Here is a 17,551-nt window from a genome sequence, read left to right as displayed (position 1 = left end):
TACTTAGTACCTCTATTTTGTTTTATTTTAAATTATCACAAAATAATGTTAACTTTTATATAGTTCTATTCTTATGTATTTTTATTACAGTATTATTTTTATTTGCTTCATTATATATTTATCCTTTACTTACTACCGTATCTCTTTCGCTAAAGGATATTCTTAAAAATTCATTATTACTAAGCATCGTTTGTTTTAAAAACACATTAATTGGCGCGGTGGTTTGCGGAATAATACTTGGATTTAATGTTTTTTTCTTCCCTCTAACAGTTCCTCTATACCTATTTCTTACATTTAGCCTTTTATCTTTCATTTCAAGCTTCGCAACTTGGGGAGCCATAAAAAACTTTATACTTAAATGAGTTTAACACATATACTTTATATGAAAAAAATGGCACTCATCTTTATGTATCCAGTTTCGTAAAAAACCGGATACATAAGAGAGTACCATTATTTATATAAAGTATGTCTTAAAAAAAATCAATTATAATCTTTATTACAACTTCATTAAAGATTGATTAAAAGTTCTACCGGACAATGATCTGATCCCTCAATGTTCATATGTACTTTAGCATCTTCTAATTTATCTTTTAAAGATTCTGAACTCAAGAAATAGTCTATTCTCCATCCAGCATTGTTTGCCCTTGCATTAAATCTATAAGACCACCACGAATATACCCCTTCTGTATCAGGATAGAAATATCTATATGTATCAATAAAACCTGAATCTAATAATTTAGAGATTTTATCTCTTTCTTCATCTGTAAACCCAGCATTTTTTCTATTAGCTTTTGGGTTTTTCAGATCTATTTCTTTATGTGCAACATTTAAGTCTCCACATATTATTACAGGCTTGCTTTCTTCAAGTCCTTTTAGATATATTCTAAAAACATCCTCCCATACCATTCTATAATCAAGTCTTTCTAAACCTTGTTTCGAATTCGGAGTATAGACATTTACTAAATAAAATTCATTAAATTCTAATGTAAGAACTCTTCCTTCATTATCATGATCTTCTATTCCAATACCTTTCTTAACAGATAAAGGTTCTTCTTTAGTGAACACAGCAGTGCCTGAATATCCTTTCTTCTCTGCGTAATTCCAATAGCTATAATATCCTTCTAACGCTAAATCTATTTGCCCTTCTTGTAGTTTACTTTCTTGTATACAAAATACGTCTGCATCCTCTTCTTTAAAATAATCTAAAAAGCCTTTTTTAACACAAGCTCTTAATCCATTAACATTCCACGAAATTAATTTCTTCACGTTTATATCCTCCTGCTCTAGAAAAATTGTTTTTACCAATAATAATTATTATATATTATTATTACTACTTAATCTATACATTCACTAATAACTGATTAATTCTTAGTTTGTTTATGCAATTTGCAAATATATTTTGAATTCCCATAGAAAACGAAAGAAATAATAAAAAATTCACCATTATACTGGTGAATTTTTCATTTTATCTAGTTCTAGATTTACTTTTAGCTTTTGATTTAGCTTTCTGGCTGCTCTTACCTCTAACATTCCCAGGTTTATTTTTATCTTTTTGAGATTTATCTTTACTACCATTAATCGATTTATCATTATTACCTTTACGAGCTGCGTTTTTGCTTTGACTTCTTCTATCTTTATTTTCTTTGCTATCTTTATTGTTGTATGTATTACCATATCTTGAACCATTACTTTTATCCTTTATAAGGCACTTCGGCCCATTCCCAATTAAATCTGTTCTTCCAGCTTGTGTTAAAGCTTCATAAACTAATGTATAATATTTAGGATTTTTAAATTGTAAAAGTGCTCTCTGCATAGCTTTTTCATGTTTAGTTTTCGGAACGTAAACTTCCTTCATAGTCATCGGATCTAATCCTGTATAATACATAGTTGTTGCAAGTGTCCCTGGAGTCGGATAGAAATCCTGTACTTGCTCAGGCTGATAATTTATATCCCTTAAATATTCAGCAAGCTCAATAGCAGAGTCTAATGTACTTCCTGGATGAGATGACATCAAATATGGTATTATGTATTGTTTTTTACCAAGTTTCTTTGTTATCTTTTCAAATTTCTCCACAAATTTATCATAAGTTTCCCCTGCAGGCTTACCCATATACTTTAATACATCTTTTGAAACATGTTCCGGAGCTACTTTTAATTTTCCACTCACATGGTGCTCAACCAATTCCTTAAAGAAAGTATCATCTTTATCCGCCATTATATAATCATACCTAAGACCTGACCGAACAAATGCTTTTTTAACTTTAGGAACTTCTCTTATTGATCTAAGTAAATCTAAATATTCCGTGTGATCTACATCCATATTTTTGCAAACACTTGGTGACAGACATTCTTTTCCTTTACATGCTCCAAAAGACAATTGCTTTGTGCAAGCTGGCTTTCTAAAGTTCGCAGTGGGTCCTCCAACATCATGTATATATCCTTTGAAGTCTGGAAGCTTAGTAATATCTTCAACTTCCTCTAATATAGACTCTTTGCTTCTACTTTGAACGACTCTTCCTTGATGAAATGTTATAGCACAAAACTTACAGTCTCCAAAACAGCCTCTTGAGCTTACTGTGCTAAATTTAACTTCTTCAATTGCAGCTATTCCACCTTTCCCTTCATACATAGGGTGATAATCTCTCATATATGGAAGCCCATATACTTCATCTAACTCTTCTCTACTTAAAGGTGCTTCTGGAATATTTTGCACCACAAATTTATTCCCATGTTTTTGAACAATAACATGACCTCTTACTGAATCTTGTTCTTCATATTGAATTCTACTAGCTTCTGCGTGCTTATATCTATCAGTACAAACTTCCTTATAAGAAGGTATTTCGATATAATCTTGAACATCTTCTAAAGTCTCTGTCATATAACAAGTTCCTCTAAGATAAGTTATATCCTTTGCTGGAACCTTATTTTTCAAACTTTCTGCAACTGCGACTATTTGCTTCTCTCCCATACCATAAATTAAAAGATCAGCTGTACTATCGACTAGAATTGATTTTCTAACTTTATCACTCCAATAATCATAATGCGCAAACCTTCTTAGACTAGCTTCTATACCTCCAATTACAATATCTACATCTTTATAAGCTTCTCTTATTTTATTACAATATACAATTGTTGCCATATCAGGTCTAAGACCCATTTGTCCACCTGGAGAATAAAAATCTTTTTCTCTTAACCTTTTACTTACAGTGTAGTGGTTAACCATAGAATCCATATTACCACCATTAACTAAAAACGCATACTTCGGTCTTCCAAGCCTTTGAAAATCATAAATAGTCTTCCAATCCGGTTGGGCTATTATCCCTACCTTATAACCATTAGCCTCAAGTACTCGCGAAATAATCGCAGTTCCAAAACTATGATGATCTATATATGCATCAGCTGTAACAATTATAAAATCTAATTCATCCCAGCCTCTTTCTCTCATATCTTTTTTACTTATTGGCAAAAACTTCTTTTCAGTTGTCATCTTTCCACCTACTTATTTTTCTTGTAGTTTTGCATATAAAATTAATATGCTGATAAATTTCTCTTTGCATATTATAGCATAAAGAGACTCCATTCTGTATCAATCTAAGAATTTTTCTTGATAAATATATTATTCACTTGTTTTAGTGATCATAATTAATATTTTTTCTCATTTATTTCTCTTTGATATGTAACACTTTTTAATTATGTTTAATATATTAACACTATAACAAATGATCAAGGTATACAAAGGAGAAATGAATAATGAGTAGATGTTGTTATAATAGATGTTGTAACAGATGTTGCAATAATTACAATGGTTGTGGAAACTTTGGTGGATACGGCTGCGGTGGATTTGGTGGATGTGGATTTGGTGGAAATAATTTATGGTCACTATGGCCATTATTATTCTTCCTATAAAATAAATAACTGATCCTGCTAGTTTATCCTCTCACCAGTAGTATAATTAAAGTAAACTTCCCACGATTTCCTTTATATTTAAAAATAATATAAAATGTAAAGAAGACCCAAAAGATATACATCTTTTAGGTCTTTTTTATTTATATATTTCTAATTAGTTCTTAAACGAATGTATCGGTGCAGGAATTCTTCCACCTCTTTGAGAAAATAACTCTGATGACTTTCCGTTGACTTTCATTACAGGTGCTCTACCTAATAAGCCACCAAACTCAACCATGTCTCCTACTTCACATCCTGGTGCTGGTATAATTCTAACAGCTGTTGTCTTGTTATTAATCACACCAATTGCTGCTTCATCAGCAATCATACCTGCAATTGTAGATGCTGGAGTATCTCCTGGAATTGCAATCATATCAAGTCCAACTGAGCATACACATGTCATACCTTCTAATTTTTCTAAGTTTAATGATCCACTATTAACTGCATCTATCATACCTGCATCTTCTGATACTGGAATGAAAGCTCCACTTAATCCACCAACGTGGCTACAAGCCATAACTCCACCTTTTTTAACAGCATCATTAAGCATAGCTAGAGCTGCTATTGTACCATGAGTTCCAACTTGTTCTAATCCTATTTCTTCTAAAATTTCAGCAACAGAATCTCCAACAGCTGGTGTAGGAGCTAAAGATAAATCAACTATACCGAAAGGTACATCTAATCTTCTTGATGCTTCATTTGCAACTAATTCACCCATTCTTGTAACTTTAAATGCAGTTTGCTTAATTGTCTCAGCAACAACATCAAAAGATGCTCCTCTTACTTTTTCAAGAGCTCTTTTAACAACTCCTGGTCCACTTACTCCAACATTTATAATTCTTTCTGCTTCTCCAACCCCATGGAAAGCTCCTGCCATAAACGGATTATCTTCTACTGCATTTGCAAATACAACTAGTTTCGCACATCCAAATCCTTTAGCATCCTTAGTAAGCTCTGCAGTTCTTTTAATAACTTCTGCCATATCTCTTACAGCATTCATATTTATTCCTGATTTTGTACATCCTACATTAACAGATGCACAAACCTTTTTTGTCACTGCTAATGCTTCAGGAATTGAACTAATTAAGATTTTATCTCCTTTAGTGCAGCCTTTTTGAACTAAAGCTGAAAATCCACCCAAGAAATCTATCCCTAAAGTTTCTGCTGCTCTATCTAAAGTTCTTGCAAATTCAACATAACTAGTTTCATTTGTTGCTCCTGCAATTATTGACATAGGAGTTATTGAAACTCTTTTATTTACTATTGGAATACCAAATTCCGTTTCTATTTGTCTACCAACTTCAACTAAACGTTCTGCTGATTTTGTAATTTTATCATATATCTTAATTCTGGCTTTATCTCCATCTGGATCTATACAATCAAGTAGAGATATCCCCATTGTAATTGTTCTTACATCTAGTTTTTCTTCTTCAATCATTTTTATCGTTTCAAGTATATTATTAGTATTCATAAGCCCCTCCTAATTATAGTGAATGCATTGACTTAAATATTTCTTCTCTTTGGATCTTTACTTCTACCCCAAGTCTTTCTCCTTCAGCTGTAAGTCCTGTACGAACTTCTTCAAAAGTCGCATTCATATCTTTACAGTCTAATACCATTATCATAGTAAAAAAACCTTGCATTATAGTTTGGTTAACATCTAATATGTTAATACTATATTCTAACATCTTCTGACTTACCCCTGCTATAATACCAACTTTATCTTGCCCAATTACTGTTAATATTGCTTTCATGCTTATCTACTCCATTCGTTAAGTTTATTTTTAAGATCCTTCCTAAGACATATCTAAAAATAATAAATCACTATACTTAGATTTTCTTACGTAGGTGATTTATTATTATATATCTTATGTCTAAAAATATTATCCAATTCACATTGAATTGGATAATATTTAGAAAGTATCATCGTTGCTATCTTTATTCTATAATTTATATTATATTTTGTCAATTTTCACAGAACATTTTGTAGTATTTTTTTCTTTTTGTTCGTATTATCGCCTTAGATTCTTTAATATTTTTAATATATTATTTGGCTTATAGGTATAATCAAAACATTCTCATCATATAAAACAAAAGAAGTAAGCATTTCCAACTTACCTCCTTCAAAATTAACATTTTAATTGTTATTATTATCTTTTGCACTCAATTTTGTAGTACTTAAATGCTCACCAGATATTCTTTCTTTATTCTTGGATTTTTTATAATCATTTGAAAAACATATTCTTAGACTTTCATCATTACTTTCAGCATTCACTTGATACGTTACACTCTGAACATATCCATGGATGAAATCATCTTTACTGAAAAACAAATTTATTTCTGTTCCTACTTTAGTAATGACATTAATAATATCTTTCAAATCTTTAGATTCTTTTGTAAAAACTACATCACCACTATCCAAGAGACAAAACTCAACCTTCATAGCTTTCACCCCTTCCTCTAATGAAATTATATATAATATCTCTCCTGTATTTCAATGATGAAATTCAAGCGATTACCCCTATTTATTTCGATTAGACTATAAAAATCACAAGAAATTTTATCTATACATTAATTACTGCAATATTTTGCTTAAATAAAATTATAACCTCTATCTATCTCGACTCTATATAAATATTTATAAAACAGAATAGCACCTACTATTTTGTAAGTGCCGTAGTTATTCTATTGATCTTATCTATATATTACTAACGATATCTTTAGTTACCTTCTCATATTACCATTATGCTTACATTAAATAAGTGTATTATGTTATCTATTCCAACTATTTTTGCATATCTTATATACTTCATACATTTCTTCCTCAGTACATTTTTCAAATGCACCATAGTTCCAATCCCATCTTCCATAAGGTTCTCTATAACTTCCACGATATCTTATTTTAGGATGTTCCATCACATTTAAATTGGGATCTGTTCCTTTTATTAAAGAAATTAAATCATTCTTATCTAAATCAAGTTTCAAATTCATATCCCCTTAGATTATATTAGTAAATTATATTCCAATTTAAATATTATATTCATCTATAAAATTAAATGTTTAAATTAAATTCGTTTGGAATTACATCCCACCCTATGGAATTAAAAGCTACATCAGTATCATGATTATATTTCTGAGTAAAAATAAAACCTGTTTTAATTCCAACTTCTTTTAGCTTTTTTAAAGAACGATCCAACATACTTTTATTAATCTCATTTACTCTATATTCCTCATATATTGCAATATGATATATAAATCCCCTTACGCCATCATTACCACACAATAGAGCTCCTATAACTTTTCCATCCCCATTACAAGCTACTGAACTAGTTTCTGGATTTTTCTTTAAATATCCAATTAAATCACTTTTTGTAACAGAACTTTCCAGAAATGAAGATCCAAAAATATCACTCCACAATTTAAGTACTTGATCTATATCTAACTCTTTCATCGCTTGAACTACAATACCATTATTCATTTATAATGTATCCTCCATATAATTCTTTAGTATTTAATTATATTTTAACACTCTATTATTTTAATAGATATATAAATCTAAAGACATTACTTCCAATCATTTTATTTTTTCTAAACTCTTATAATACTCTTTCATTACATACTCATCACTTGCTCCAAACATCTTTTCTAAACATTCTAATCCCACTCAATTGTTAATATCTCTAACTCGCCTTCCTTAAGTGAAACCTTATATCCATCAGTTATTAACCAAGTAGCCAAATCTGTAACCATATTTTTTCTAATTTCATCTCTTTTACTAATGGCAAATACAGCTGAAACCTTATTTATTCCTGCTTTCTTTCCTTGTTCTATGTTTCTCAATATTATGTTCTTATTTTCGTTTAACTTCTCTTCATATTCATTCACAATATTTCCTCCCTCTAATCTTACATACAATTTCAAAACATCTATCTTCGGGCGACAGGTATAGTATTAAATTATAATACTATTATAAATTTATGATACGAAACTCTAAGATATTCTCTATTTTATGGTTTTCTATAAAAAACGTTACAAAATAAAAGGTTGTCTTAAAAGCAATTTAAGACAACCTTTATCTAAATAATATATATTTCTTATGCGACCATTTAATAATTAACTAAGTTATAAAAAATTATCCTTATAAATATATAACATATACCTATTTAGTTTCAACCTCTGAAGTCACATCTATTCCTCTATGTTCAACCGCTGTAGAGAATACTATTTGAGTTTCTGTATTCCCAAACTTTTGTAACTCTCCAATAAAAGCATCTAATTCTAAAGTAGTATGATACGCTACTTTTATGAGCATAGAATATTTTCCTGTTACACAATTACATTCAAGAACGTTTGAACAGCTAGCTATAAAAGGATAAAATTCTGGTTTTTGCTTTGGTGACATTTCTAAATTAATAAATGCCTTAATGTTATATCCAAGTTTCAAAGGATCAACATGTGCAGAATACCCAGTTATAACACCCGCTTGTTCTAATTTCTCGATACGGGCAGATACTGCTGGTGTTGATAAAAATACCTCCTCAGCTAAATGCTTTAGTGGATATCGTGCATTTTTTTGTAAAAGTTCAATAATCTTAAAATCAATCTTGTCCATTTTAATACCTCTATTCCATTTAAAATAATTATATTACTAAATACTAAAAAAGAACATATCAAATAATCATTTATTATCGATACGCTCCTTTGCGTTAATTTATTAAATTATCTTTGTAAAAACTATTTTTACATTTAAATTGATTACATTTCTATGTATAATTATTCATTTCACACAATTATCCTATTTATATTTTAAAGTTATTATTGAAATTTTACAAGAGTTTTTTACTATTTTGATTTAAAAAATTAACCACAATTGTATTTAAACTCAATACAACAATAAAAATATTTAATTTTTCTCTTTAGTGAATCAGCATCAATTATAATTACAAAGATATATCTTATAGTTTCTTAATTATTATATGTTTATATCCTACAAAACTCGAATATTTAGCAAAAGTTTTATACTTATATTCGCATTTTTACTTTTAATTTCTAGCTTTATAAAATTAAGCATCTTTATATCTGAAATAATTTTAATTAAGTATATTATACTCTTTTTTAGATTTTTTTCACAATTCTTTTTCTAATATTTACATTAAGATTAAAGCATGATAATCTTCATTTCAAGAGGACAAATAAAAAAATAAATATTTAATTTTTTAGATTTAAAATCTATTTCTTTTATATATACGAGAGTTAATAACCTATTAATTTAAATTTTAAACAAAATGAAAGTGGGGAATTCTAAATGAAAATTCGAATGGAATCAGATTCAATAGGAAGTATGGAAGTGCCAGCAGAGGCTTATTATGGTGTACAATCTTTAAGAGCTAATAATAATTTTCATATAACAGGAAAAACTTTGCATAAAGATTTAATAATAAGTCTTGCGGAAATAAAAAAAGCAGCTGCAATTACTAATAGAGATGCAGGTCTTTTAACTACTACTATTGCTAATGCTATAATAAATGCTTGTAATGAAATTATTTGTGGAAAATTACTTGAGGAATTTATAGTTGATCCTATTCAAGGTGGTGCAGGAACTTCTGCAAATATGAATGCTAATGAAGTAATAGCTAATCGCGCTATTGAATTACTTGGCTCATTCAAAGGCAACTATGACATCGTTCATCCAAATGATCATGTTAATATGGCTCAATCAACTAATGATGTATTCCCAACTGCTGGAAAACTAACAGTTTTAAAAATGCTTCCAAGAACAATTTCGGAGCTTCATAGTTTATATAATGCTCTTAAAATAAAATCGTTAGAATTTGATAATATAATAAAAATGGGACGTACCCAACTTCAAGATGCAGTTCCTATGAGACTCGGACAATCATTTAATGCTTTTGCATCAATGGTAATGCGTGATATCAAGCGTTTAGAAGAAGCTCAAAAAGAAATGCTTACTGTAAACATTGGCGCCACTGCTATCGGGACATCTATAAACGTGAGTACTGAATATTTTGAAAATATCATCCCAAACCTAAGAAAAGTCAGTGGATTTAAAATAGAGCAAGCCAAAGATTTAATTGATGCTACTCAAAATCTTGATAGCTTTGTAAGTATTTCAAATGCTTTAAAGACATGTGCTGTTAATCTTTCTAAAATGGCTAATGATCTTAGATTATTGTCCAGCGGACCTAAAACTGGATTTGCTGAAATAAACTTGCCTCCAATGCAAAATGGTTCATCAATTATGCCAGGTAAAGTAAATCCTGTTATTTTAGAAGTAGTTTCCCAAGTTGCATTTAACATTATAGGTAATGATTTTACTATAACTATGGCTGCTGAAGGCGGCCAGTTAGAATTAAACGCCTTCGAACCAGTTCTTTTCTATAACTTATTCGAATCTATCGAAACGCTTCAACATGCTACTAGAACTTTAGTAAATAACTGCGTTTTAGGAATAACTGCAAATGAAGATAGATGTAAAGAACTTTTAGATAACAGTGTAGGAATGGTAACAGCTCTTTGTCCCTATATTGGATATAAAAAATCTTCACAAATTGCAAAAAAATCATTAGAATCCGGCATTCCTGTGAAGGAACTTGTATTAAGTGAAGGATTGCTATCATTAATGGAATTAGATAGAATTCTAGATCCAATTTCAATGACAGAATTGAATCCTTCAATTATTATGGAAGAGAAAGCAAGCGAAGCCATTTAGATGCATAATATATATTTTCACTTTTATTTTTATTTCACTTTAGAAAAAGGTAGTAATCTTCTATGCGAATACAAAAAATTACTGCCTTTTTAATCCTTTTATAATTTTAGCTAAAGATTTATTTATGTATATTTCTATAAAACATGAATATTTTTTACTTATTTACGTATACTTATAATGTACATGATCTTAATAAATTGTTGTATTAACCTAAAGAGGCAGCATATGCAATATATGCTGCCTCTTTATTATTTTTCCTTTTCTAATCACAATAACTTTTCAAATAATCTCCAAACATCGAAACTCAACTTATACAATATTCATTATTTATATAAGTAATAGGTATTTTCTCATATCTCTCAAAATTCTTATTATTTTGGCTACTCCATAAATTCATATAATCTTTATTTAAATCATTATCTAACTCTTGAGATATTATTTTTCCACGTAAAGGATTTTCCTTGTTGGACTCAAAGTAAACCGCTCCAAATATAGAAGAAAAATTATCTTCTATTTCATATCCTCTAGGCAGTTCCTTCTTTATTTTATGCAGCAATTCATATAAGTCATATCCTTCCACTTCACAAGTTACATCTTGCGAAAATAAAGAAAGTGAATTATTATAATAATTCTTTTGTCTTTCAACATGCAGCACAAACTCTTCTACATAATAGCTTTTATTATAAGCCAGCAGCAAAGGAATCTTAATATCTATAGAGTATTCTACTAATTCATTATCCTTTAATTCAAAAGTATGTTCAGCTCCTTCAAGTCCCTTAGTATAAAATTCAAAGTTGAAACTATCATTTTCAAAAATGTTATTCCTTACTTTAAGCCGAAAACCACTTTTTGAAAAGTATACCTCTGCTTGTTCACACCCAAAATTATCAGTATACAAAGCAGAATATTTTAATTTGACCATATAGTATATATACCCCTCCTATATTTAATTTTTCTCTCCTACCCATTTTTCTCAAATTCAAAAGTCCAAACCATCATACCATAATTATCCATAAATTTCAAAGGTTATTTTCGTTATAAAATAAAAGTTAAATTTTGGGGTTCAAAAAATGATAACTCATGCTTTTTAGCAAGTTCCTGAATTAAATCATTTACATATTCAGCCTTGCTTATCACACAAGACATTATTATATGGCCCTCAGATTTATCAAAAGCAATACTCCAAGGACATAAATCTAAGTTATTTATTTCCTCTTCCCCGATATCATCTATTTCCGGATGTTTTGATGTTAATTCTTCATAGAAATCCTGTATTCGTTGCGTCGGCCCAATCAGCGAAGTATCCCCTTCACATAATTTCTCATATAGTTTTCCTGCCTCTTCTTCATTTTTAACACTTTTACTATGCCACACTGCACAATCCCAGCTCATTATTTAATCCCCCTGAAAATTATATTTTGATTGTCGTTTCTATGGAATTTTACATTTAATATCTTTTTATACCAATTTAGTATATTCTTATTATAAGATATTATTTTTCTTTTTTGAAATAATATTTATTAATATTTTTCTTTTTAATTTCCTTAAATATAAATATAGTTGAACCACCTATCAATCCCCCGATAATAGCACCCGCAAAAACGTCAGACGGATAATGTACATATAAATATAGTCTAGAAAATCCAATAAGAGTTCCTAAAATAAGCGCACAAATTCCTGCTTTTCTGTTCATATAATATATAATTACTGCAGATGCAAATGAACTCATTGTATGCCCTGATGGAAATGAGAAATCCTTTGGCGGACTTATCAGAAGCACATCTAGTATTGGTCTTGCATCGAAAGGACGAGCTCTAGCAACCAAAGGTTTTAAACTGAAATTTCCTACAATTAAACATAATAATAATGAAAATATAATCATATATCCATATTTTCTATACTTATTACTTGCAATAAGTATAAGTCCAGCAATAGACCATATTGTTAATTTATTCCCCAAACTTGTTATCAAAGGCATTGCTATATCTAAAATAGTGTTTCTCATATGCAATTGAATAAATTGTAGGATAGTATTATCTATACTTTGAATAATATTCATATAACCACATTCTTTTCCTTTCTGTATAATGATAAAACAATATTTAGGTTATTCACCTAAAAAATAAATATCATTTTTATTTATCTATAGTCATTTTTCGTATTTAAAAGTATAATTATAATGTATTTAACTATTTCATTATATTATATTTATAGAAAGAAGGTAATTATTTATGTACAAATTTAAAGATGAATATAGAACTGGAATTGATTTTATTGACGAACAACATAAAGTACTCTTTGAGATAGCTGATAAAACTTATAATCTTTTAAAAAATGATTTTGCTCTTGATAAATACGATAGAATAGTTGGACTAATAGAAGAATTACAAGATTATACCGCATTCCATTTCAACGCTGAAGAAGAATATATGCAAAAAATAAATTATAAGAGAATGTTTACTCAAAAAGTTGCTCATGATGCTTTTATTAAAAGAATCAATGATGTAAATTTTTCAAAGATAGATGAAAATCAAGAAGAATATATAACTAAAATCCTTCAACTTTTAAATGATTGGCTAACTGAACATATACTAGAAAACGACATGCTTATCGGAAAATAAGTTCTTTATTTAGAAACTCCTTTTAAAAAAGTTCTAGTTATAATACTTCCACCATGCATTATAACTAGAACTTTTTTATTTACTTATTATCAGCCGAACACACTCTATCTCTTCCAGTTTGCTTTGCTTTATATAAAGAGTCATCTGCCTGTTTTAGTAGCATTTCAATATTATCAGTTGATTCCGGGTAAGCAGATACCCCTACAGAAACAGTAATTCTTATTATTCTACCAGCAACAATTTCAAACTCATGATTCTTTACTTCATCACATATTCTTTTTCCTATATCTATAGCCCTATCTTTAGAGCAATCAATTAGTAAGACACAAAATTCTTCTCCTCCAACTCTTGATACAGCATCAAATACTCTACAAGTATTTTTTAAAATAACAGCTAATTCTCTTAAAATTATATCTCCAACTGCATGACCGTATGTATCATTAACACGCTTAAAATGATCTATATCAACCATTAAGCAGGATAACTTTTCATCCTTTTCCTTTGCATTTGCGACACTTTTATTAAATATCAAATCAAATTGCCTTGTATTATTTAATCCAGTCAAAAAATCTTTTGTAGCCTCATTTTTATATCTCTTATACAATTCATTTGATGACCTAACATATTTTAATAAATAATAAGACAATATAGCTGCAATCGTCGAAATAATAAAATACTCCAAAAGTATCTTAAAAACATTATCCTCATTAAATAACAAGTAATAATATGTACCTATTATGAAAAACGTATTAACTAAGTATATCGCCAACCACTTTTTAACCATATTTAACTTCAATTTACTAATTATTGGATATGACAATATTATTATTAGAATTTGAAAAACTGCAACTATTGATGATTGATTTATTCCAAAATATAAAGTCCTAAATATAACTACAATTATTCCTGTAATTAGTGACGGTAGAATTCCACCAATGTAATATATTAACATTAATGCTATAACTCTTAAATCTACTAAAGTTTTTGTACTGTCAATATTTATTGAGTAAATCATCATACCTATTGCGAGAATTCCACCTCCTAAACCAAGTAAAATATTTGTGCAAATTTTGGAGTTGCATTCAAAAGGTGCATCCTTAAATAAATGTCCACCTATAAATATTGCTGAAATTAAAAGAAGTATATTAATAAAAAAGTTACTCATTATCCTCACCTCCAATTCTATTTCTTTAGCTATAGGTATATAAATAATAGTTATTGTTTAAAATTTATTATTACAATTATACCACTAACTACCTTTTATGACAAATAGTTTGTATTTAAATTAAAAGCCCAATACAAGGCCAATTTTAGCCTTGTATGAGCTTTTGATTTATTAGTTTATCCATGGTTATTTCGAAAATATTTTTTCCACTAGTTCAATTAATTCATCAATAATCATATCTTTTTTTATAAAATAAGTAGCCCCCAATGCTTCACACACACCTAGCTCGTTCGAAAAGTTATTTTCTCCACCGTCTGAAAGGACAATTACGTTTATATTACTATATTCTTCTCTTAATTCTACTACAAGTTCTAAACCAGTTTTTTGTGGCATATATATATCCGTGATTATTAAATCAATATTTCCTGATTTTTTATATATCTCGATTCCTTCTTCACCATTTGATGCTTCAATTACATTATAATCTGCATTTTCCAAGATAAGACTTATAAATTTTCTAACACTTGGCATGTCCTCAACCAATAATATATTTTTTTGCTTCTCACTCATTACTTTTCACCCTTCCTTTTCTGATTTTACTATACAAACTCAATATTTACGCAATAACTCATTTTTTATATTGTTATCTATTTCATATATAAAAAAAGACCAATAAAAACTAATATATTTCTAATTAGTTTAAATTGGTCGGTTGCACAACTAGCTCTAAATCCTTAAAGTGCCCAAATATAAAGAATTTTTCATAGCTTCCAATCTTGATATTATTATTCGAAATTTATGTCTATGTTATCATAATTATGCAAAAGATTCAATATTAAACATATAATATGTTAACTACAAATTCGACATCGTTCGAATAGATCATCATTTCTTCAGAAAGTTTAATCTAATTATTCTCTTTTCTTTCGTTCTCTTCTTGTTTCTTTATTTTGCTTAAAGTAATCTTTATTGTATATTCCATATCTTCTGTACCTCACACTAAAATACTCATTAAAATGAATAATGAATCTTTATATAAGTATTATCAATTATTTTATATTTGAATTTCGCTTTAATGCTATTAATAGCTGAGATTTTTTCTAAATAATACATATCTGCTAAAGTTAAATCTCCTAATTCTGAAACAAATTCAAACTCTGAGTTTGTTTTCAAATTATCATTTATAACCTTTATAATTTTATCTCTTGTATTCATAACACATCCACCTCTTATATAAATAATTTTAAAATTTAATTTATCACTTATTTTATAAATAAAAAAACCAATCAAAACTAATTATAAAAAATAAATTAGTTTTGATTGGTGGGTTGCATCATTAACTCCAAATTCTCAAGATGCCCAAATAAAGAGAATTCTTCATAGTTCCCAATCCTTGTATACATATGTAATTTTATGTCTTTATATGTATATATTATCACATTAATACAAGAAAAATCAACATTAAATGCAATATTTTCCTAATAACATTGTAAATTTTATTTAATAACTTTATCAATTATTGTGTAAACCTTGTCTAAATCTAGATATTTATAGTCTTTTACACAATTAATATTCTGCCACCTTATATTTAAATAGCTTTCGACATTGCTTTTTATTAATAAAAAATGCATGCTTTATAATAATTTTTATGTGACAAAATCATAACAATCTAATGCTATCTAATTAGTTTATCTTTTATTATAATTTTAATTTTAATTTCTAATTATCAAACTATACATAAAATACCTATATAATCTCTAAAATGTTTTTTATTTATTCTCTTACATTTAAATATATAATTTTACAATAATGTACTATATAATTAATTATATCTATAAATAAGATGGAGATATATAATGTTTAAAAATAGATTATATACAAAAACATATATTGTGGTAAATCTATCTATAACATTATTTACTTAATACATTCAAAAAATAACACAAGATAAAATAAATTTATTTATTTTATATATAATTTTTAGGGGGAAATAAAATGAGAAACGTAAGATTAATAGCAAGTTCATTAGTAGTAGCATCAATATTAGCATTAAATCCAATCAAAGCAAATGCTGAATGGATACAAGATAATAATGGATGGAAGTATACAGAAGGTAACTCATATGTAAAAGGAACATGGAAATCAATAAATGGAAATTGGTATTATTTTTTTGCAGATGGATATATGGCGCATAATACTTCAATAGATGGATATTATGTAAATTCAAGTGGAGCATGGGTTACAAATTCAAATTCATCTTCGTCTACAACTTCATCTGAAACTAAAATTGTAACTTCATCAAGTCCTCAATATTCTGTTGCTGATATAAATGATGAATGGAGAACAAAATACTTTAGAGGACAGGTAGGTCTTTATAATGGAGTTAAAAACACATACTTAGATAATATAACCAAGGCAGTTGGAGATGGTAGTCTTTCGCCAGAAAGCGCTAAATCTCAAATAAATGCTATTGATGGCTGGTCAGAACCAGACGGCGTAACATCATACAAGATTATTTCCGTTGATGTTAATGTTTATGAAACTCCAATTAATGATCCTCTAAAAATTTTGGGGTCATTTTATCAAAATAGAATGTTAATTGGTGGAACATATGAGAATTCATATGCATATTATGATTCTTCAACAGGCCAATATAGAATTGTTCTGGTTGCAGTTGATTTAATCAAGAGAATAACTACTACTACTACTACTGTAATCAGATGAAATTAATTTAATACATATATAAAGAGAGTCCTTATGGACTCTTTTTCATATTTTTGATTTATTAGATTCTATCGCAGTGGCATGGCTTTACTTCTAAATATCTGGATAAAAATTCATCTGTACTTTTATCCAAATTAGATTCAGCCCATCCACGTTTAAATTTTAGAATTTCTTTTTCTACACATGATAAAATATTCCATTGTTTTGGATAATCATATTCTTTACCCCCTACTACCTTTTATTGACCATCCCCCTTCTATAAGCGTACATGTTGAGTTTCCTAATATATTACACGTATAATTAATTATAGTTGTGTATAAAAAAATACACACATCTATAGATATTAAAATCTATTAGATGTGTGTA

At 28.4% G+C, this 17,551-nt stretch carries 20 protein-coding genes and 2 riboswitches; of the genes, 4 read left to right on the top strand and 16 right to left on the bottom strand.

Annotated elements, in window-relative coordinates:
- Nucleotides 1-118: 118 nt before the first annotated feature.
- The 3 genes from D2A34_RS27205 to D2A34_RS10300 all read right to left on the bottom strand — a co-directional run bounded on the left by D2A34_RS27205 (nucleotide 119) and on the right by D2A34_RS10300 (nucleotide 3,487).
- The gene (locus tag D2A34_RS27205) at nucleotides 119-340 is read right to left on the bottom strand and encodes a hypothetical protein (RefSeq protein ID WP_242966173.1); all 222 of its coding nucleotides are present in this window, start codon (nucleotides 338-340) and stop codon (nucleotides 119-121) included.
- A 167-nt stretch (nucleotides 341-507) separates the two neighbouring features.
- Entirely contained in the window at nucleotides 508-1,266 is a 759-nt protein-coding gene (locus D2A34_RS10305) for an exodeoxyribonuclease III (RefSeq protein WP_341456932.1), read from the bottom strand.
- A gap of 199 nt (nucleotides 1,267-1,465) precedes the next feature.
- Nucleotides 1,466-3,487 carry a YgiQ family radical SAM protein gene (locus tag D2A34_RS10300; protein WP_119366558.1) on the bottom strand — a complete coding sequence of 674 codons (2,022 nt, stop codon included), beginning with the start codon at nucleotides 3,485-3,487 and terminating at the stop codon, nucleotides 1,466-1,468.
- Between the two features lie 263 nt (nucleotides 3,488-3,750).
- On the opposite strand from D2A34_RS10300, the gene D2A34_RS26665 reads away from it, so the two are divergent.
- Nucleotides 3,751-3,906 (top strand): hypothetical protein, encoded by a 156-nt coding sequence (locus D2A34_RS26665; RefSeq protein WP_182629352.1) that lies wholly within the window; start codon nucleotides 3,751-3,753, stop codon nucleotides 3,904-3,906.
- A 154-nt stretch (nucleotides 3,907-4,060) separates the two neighbouring features.
- On the opposite strand, the gene D2A34_RS10295 is transcribed toward D2A34_RS26665, so the two are convergent.
- From D2A34_RS10295 to D2A34_RS10265, 7 genes are all read right to left on the bottom strand, one after another.
- Nucleotides 4,061-5,416: a PFL family protein gene (locus D2A34_RS10295; RefSeq protein WP_079441915.1), complete on the bottom strand. Its 1,356-nt coding sequence runs from the start codon at nucleotides 5,414-5,416 to the stop codon at nucleotides 4,061-4,063.
- 13 nt (nucleotides 5,417-5,429) lie between these two features.
- A complete protein-coding gene (locus D2A34_RS10290) occupies nucleotides 5,430-5,699 on the bottom strand; it encodes an ACT domain-containing protein (RefSeq protein ID WP_077869930.1) in 270 nt (89 codons plus the stop codon).
- A gap of 383 nt (nucleotides 5,700-6,082) precedes the next feature.
- Nucleotides 6,083-6,388, bottom strand: a complete 306-nt coding sequence (locus D2A34_RS10285) for a hypothetical protein (RefSeq protein ID WP_079441914.1) — start codon at nucleotides 6,386-6,388, stop codon at nucleotides 6,083-6,085.
- Between the two features lie 329 nt (nucleotides 6,389-6,717).
- Nucleotides 6,718-6,930: a hypothetical protein gene (locus D2A34_RS10280; protein ID WP_079441913.1), complete on the bottom strand. Its 213-nt coding sequence runs from the start codon at nucleotides 6,928-6,930 to the stop codon at nucleotides 6,718-6,720.
- Nucleotides 6,931-6,997: 67 nt separating this feature from the next.
- The gene (locus tag D2A34_RS10275; RefSeq protein WP_079441912.1) at nucleotides 6,998-7,423 is read right to left on the bottom strand and encodes a GNAT family N-acetyltransferase; all 426 of its coding nucleotides are present in this window, start codon (nucleotides 7,421-7,423) and stop codon (nucleotides 6,998-7,000) included.
- A 176-nt stretch (nucleotides 7,424-7,599) separates the two neighbouring features.
- Nucleotides 7,600-7,830, bottom strand: coding sequence for a hypothetical protein (locus tag D2A34_RS10270; RefSeq protein ID WP_079441911.1), 231 nt, complete (start codon nucleotides 7,828-7,830; stop codon nucleotides 7,600-7,602).
- A 274-nt stretch (nucleotides 7,831-8,104) separates the two neighbouring features.
- Complete coding sequence (locus tag D2A34_RS10265) at nucleotides 8,105-8,557, bottom strand: Lrp/AsnC family transcriptional regulator (RefSeq protein WP_079441910.1); 453 nt, start codon at nucleotides 8,555-8,557, stop codon at nucleotides 8,105-8,107.
- Between the two features lie 693 nt (nucleotides 8,558-9,250).
- Between D2A34_RS10265 and D2A34_RS10260 the strand changes: the two genes are divergently transcribed.
- Nucleotides 9,251-10,675 carry an aspartate ammonia-lyase gene (locus D2A34_RS10260; protein ID WP_079441815.1) on the top strand — a complete coding sequence of 475 codons (1,425 nt, stop codon included), beginning with the start codon at nucleotides 9,251-9,253 and terminating at the stop codon, nucleotides 10,673-10,675.
- A gap of 304 nt (nucleotides 10,676-10,979) precedes the next feature.
- Here the strand turns inward: D2A34_RS10260 and D2A34_RS10255 are convergent, their stop codons facing one another.
- The 3 genes from D2A34_RS10255 to D2A34_RS10245 form a co-directional block, all read right to left on the bottom strand.
- On the bottom strand, nucleotides 10,980-11,597 hold the full coding sequence (locus D2A34_RS10255; RefSeq protein ID WP_079441816.1) for a DUF6304 family protein: 618 nt from the start codon (nucleotides 11,595-11,597) through the stop codon (nucleotides 10,980-10,982).
- Nucleotides 11,598-11,710: 113 nt separating this feature from the next.
- Nucleotides 11,711-12,067 carry a hypothetical protein gene (locus tag D2A34_RS10250; RefSeq protein WP_079441817.1) on the bottom strand — a complete coding sequence of 119 codons (357 nt, stop codon included), beginning with the start codon at nucleotides 12,065-12,067 and terminating at the stop codon, nucleotides 11,711-11,713.
- Between the two features lie 100 nt (nucleotides 12,068-12,167).
- Nucleotides 12,168-12,680: a phosphatase PAP2 family protein gene (locus D2A34_RS10245; RefSeq protein WP_341467240.1), complete on the bottom strand. Its 513-nt coding sequence runs from the start codon at nucleotides 12,678-12,680 to the stop codon at nucleotides 12,168-12,170.
- A 226-nt stretch (nucleotides 12,681-12,906) separates the two neighbouring features.
- On the opposite strand from D2A34_RS10245, the gene D2A34_RS10240 reads away from it, so the two are divergent.
- Nucleotides 12,907-13,296 carry a bacteriohemerythrin gene (locus tag D2A34_RS10240; protein WP_079441819.1) on the top strand — a complete coding sequence of 130 codons (390 nt, stop codon included), beginning with the start codon at nucleotides 12,907-12,909 and terminating at the stop codon, nucleotides 13,294-13,296.
- Between the two features lie 79 nt (nucleotides 13,297-13,375).
- Here D2A34_RS10240 and D2A34_RS10235 read toward each other — a convergent pair whose 3' ends face one another.
- From D2A34_RS10235 to D2A34_RS10225, 3 genes are all read right to left on the bottom strand, one after another.
- A complete protein-coding gene (locus D2A34_RS10235; RefSeq protein WP_079441820.1) occupies nucleotides 13,376-14,461 on the bottom strand; it encodes a GGDEF domain-containing protein in 1,086 nt (361 codons plus the stop codon).
- Nucleotides 14,462-14,647: 186 nt separating this feature from the next.
- Nucleotides 14,648-15,031: a response regulator gene (locus D2A34_RS10230; protein WP_079441821.1), complete on the bottom strand. Its 384-nt coding sequence runs from the start codon at nucleotides 15,029-15,031 to the stop codon at nucleotides 14,648-14,650.
- A 127-nt stretch (nucleotides 15,032-15,158) separates the two neighbouring features.
- Nucleotides 15,159-15,242: riboswitch (cyclic di-GMP riboswitch) on the bottom strand.
- Nucleotides 15,243-15,472: 230 nt separating this feature from the next.
- Nucleotides 15,473-15,676: a hypothetical protein gene (locus D2A34_RS10225; protein ID WP_079441822.1), complete on the bottom strand. Its 204-nt coding sequence runs from the start codon at nucleotides 15,674-15,676 to the stop codon at nucleotides 15,473-15,475.
- A 98-nt stretch (nucleotides 15,677-15,774) separates the two neighbouring features.
- A riboswitch (cyclic di-GMP riboswitch) is annotated at nucleotides 15,775-15,858 on the bottom strand.
- Between the two features lie 598 nt (nucleotides 15,859-16,456).
- Here D2A34_RS10225 and D2A34_RS10220 point away from each other — a divergent pair.
- Nucleotides 16,457-17,185: a hypothetical protein gene (locus D2A34_RS10220; RefSeq protein ID WP_119366556.1), complete on the top strand. Its 729-nt coding sequence runs from the start codon at nucleotides 16,457-16,459 to the stop codon at nucleotides 17,183-17,185.
- Nucleotides 17,186-17,551 lie beyond the last annotated feature (366 nt).

The sequence above is a fragment of the Clostridium chromiireducens genome (assembly GCF_003575225.1).
GTDB lineage: Bacteria > Bacillota > Clostridia > Clostridiales > Clostridiaceae > Clostridium > Clostridium chromiireducens.
This window is presented reverse-complemented; position numbering and strand designations above follow the sequence as displayed.